1 protein-coding gene is annotated in these 2,151 nt (G+C 35.9%); it reads left to right on the plus strand.

What is annotated here, in order from left to right; all coding sequences use genetic code 11:
* Positions 1 to 522: 522 nt before the first annotated feature.
* Positions 523 to 1,815 carry a sugar MFS transporter gene (locus E1171_RS02410; RefSeq protein ID WP_155203721.1) on the plus strand — a complete coding sequence of 431 codons (1,293 nt, stop codon included), beginning with the start codon at positions 523 to 525 and terminating at the stop codon, positions 1,813 to 1,815.
* Positions 1,816 to 2,151 lie beyond the last annotated feature (336 nt).

A 2,151-nucleotide genomic window follows, 5' to 3' on the forward strand; every position in this document is an offset into this window, starting at 1 on the left:
TTTTTTTTTCTTTTTTCCCTATTTCTATTCCCTTTTACCGGCTTAAATGAAGCGGTCAAATAATATTTGTCTGGAGAAGTTAGGCATTTTGTCGTCCATCCATATCGCTGTATTAACCTCTTCGATTAAAATCATCCTCCAAAATTGGGATCTATTATTTTGCCTTGTCAAATCCAGCTTTTTTATTTCTGTTTTTTCAACTTTATCTTCTTTTTGGGTTTATGATTAGGAGAAATAATATCTGTTCTTAATCTTATTTTAATCCTGTTTTTTTAGAATTTATGTCGATTTTTTTATATTTACAGATGGTTTAATGTTGGAAAGATGCAATTTTAACTTTCTTAAAACGTTTGCATAAAGGCTTAAAGCCGCTTTTTGAAAAAGTCAGCTGTTCTGTCAAATAGATTTAGGCATCTCATAAATCAGGGCAAATTTTTTAAAAGAGAAATCAACCGTTTTTTAGACTAATTTGTCTTTTCGACTTTTTATTTAATTAGCTTTTTTAAAATACAATTCAATTTTATGGCAGCAGTAACGATTACAAAAAGTACGAAAAGGGTTCCTCAAGGAAATCTTGAAGGAGGAGGGGAACAAAATTATTCCATGGCGATATCCTCCTTAATGGTTTTATTCTTCCTTTTTGGTTTTATCACCAGCTTGAATGATATTTTAATCCCTTACATGAAGGTGATCTTTCAGCTGAATTATACAGAAGCAATGTTGATTAACAGTTGCTTTTTTGGAGCTTACTTTGTGATGTCTATTCCTGCCTCCAAAATAATCGAGAAAGTGGGTTATAAAAGAGGTTTGGTATTGGGTTTGTTAACTGCTGCTTTTGGGGCCGTGTTGTTCTATCCTGCGGCTGACAGTAGAGCATATGGCTTATTTCTAGGAGCACTCTTTATTTTGGCTACAGGAGTGGTGTTACTGCAGGTAGCGGGAAACCCATATGTTTCTATATTGGGCAAACCGGAAACAGCTTCAGGTCGATTAACCCTTACTCAAGCTTTTAATTCTCTTGGAACAACTTTAGGACCATTATTAGGGACGCACTTTATTTTAAAGAGTTTACCTGAAATTGATACCTTAAACCCTGAGGCGCTTAGTCCTTCAGCGGTACAGATTCCTTATGTATTGATTGGTGTAGTTTTGGTGATTATTGGTTTGGTGATTGCCGCCCTAAAGCTTCCAGTTATTAGTCGGAAGAAAGAGGAAAATGAAGCGATGGCTTCCCCACAACATTTAAGTGGAAAGACTTCGGCCTTTCAGTATTCTCATTTGGTTTTAGGAGCAGTGGGGATATTTGCTTACGTAGGCGCTGAAGTATCCATTGGAAGTTTATTGGTGAACTATATAGGATTGGATAGTGTGAAGGGGTTAGCTGAGCATGAGGCTGGTTATTTTGTTCCCTTTTATTGGGGAGGAGCTATGGTAGGAAGGTTCTTGGGAGCTTATATCTTGAATAAATTTAAACCTGCTAAAGTTCTTGTTTTCAATGCTGCATTGGCGGCTTTATTGGTGTTGATTACCATAGTTGCTGAAGGAAATGTTGCATTGGTGGCGATTTTGGCTATAGGTTTCTTTAACTCTATTATGTTCCCAACCATTTTCACTTTGGGAATTGCCGGAGTTGGTAAATTTACAGAACAGGCTTCTGGAATAATGTCCACTGCTATTGTTGGAGGAGCATTGTTGCCGTTATTGCAAGGTGTTGCTACCGACATGGTCGGGTTAAGGATTGCATTTATTATTCCAGTGTTTTGTTATCTCTACATTGTCTGGTATGGTTGGAAAGGTCATATTGAAAAACATTGATATTTATAATTTTATCTAAAAGGAAAAAGCTAGTCTATGGAAATGGGCTAGCTTTTTTGACTCCAAAGGTCTATTTAATGCAATATATTTTCTTTAATCACGATAAGCAGGCAATAAGCCAGCTAAATCCTTTCTAATCAAAACAATTTCTTCTGGTTACATTCTCAGTTTATCTTGAATAAATTGATACCTTAGGGGTTCAGAGGGGTTGTCAATTTATTCATCACTACTCTCTTTTCTATAAGCATAATCAGACACACAAAATCTTGAATCCTTATACCCCATTCTCTCTTTGAAACTCTTCAATATTCACTCCTTAGCCTTATTCACTCCTTA

Origin of the sequence: Xanthovirga aplysinae (assembly GCF_009711365.1) — a bacterium.
In the GTDB taxonomy this organism is placed as follows: Bacteria; Bacteroidota; Bacteroidia; order Cytophagales; family Cyclobacteriaceae; genus Xanthovirga; species Xanthovirga aplysinae.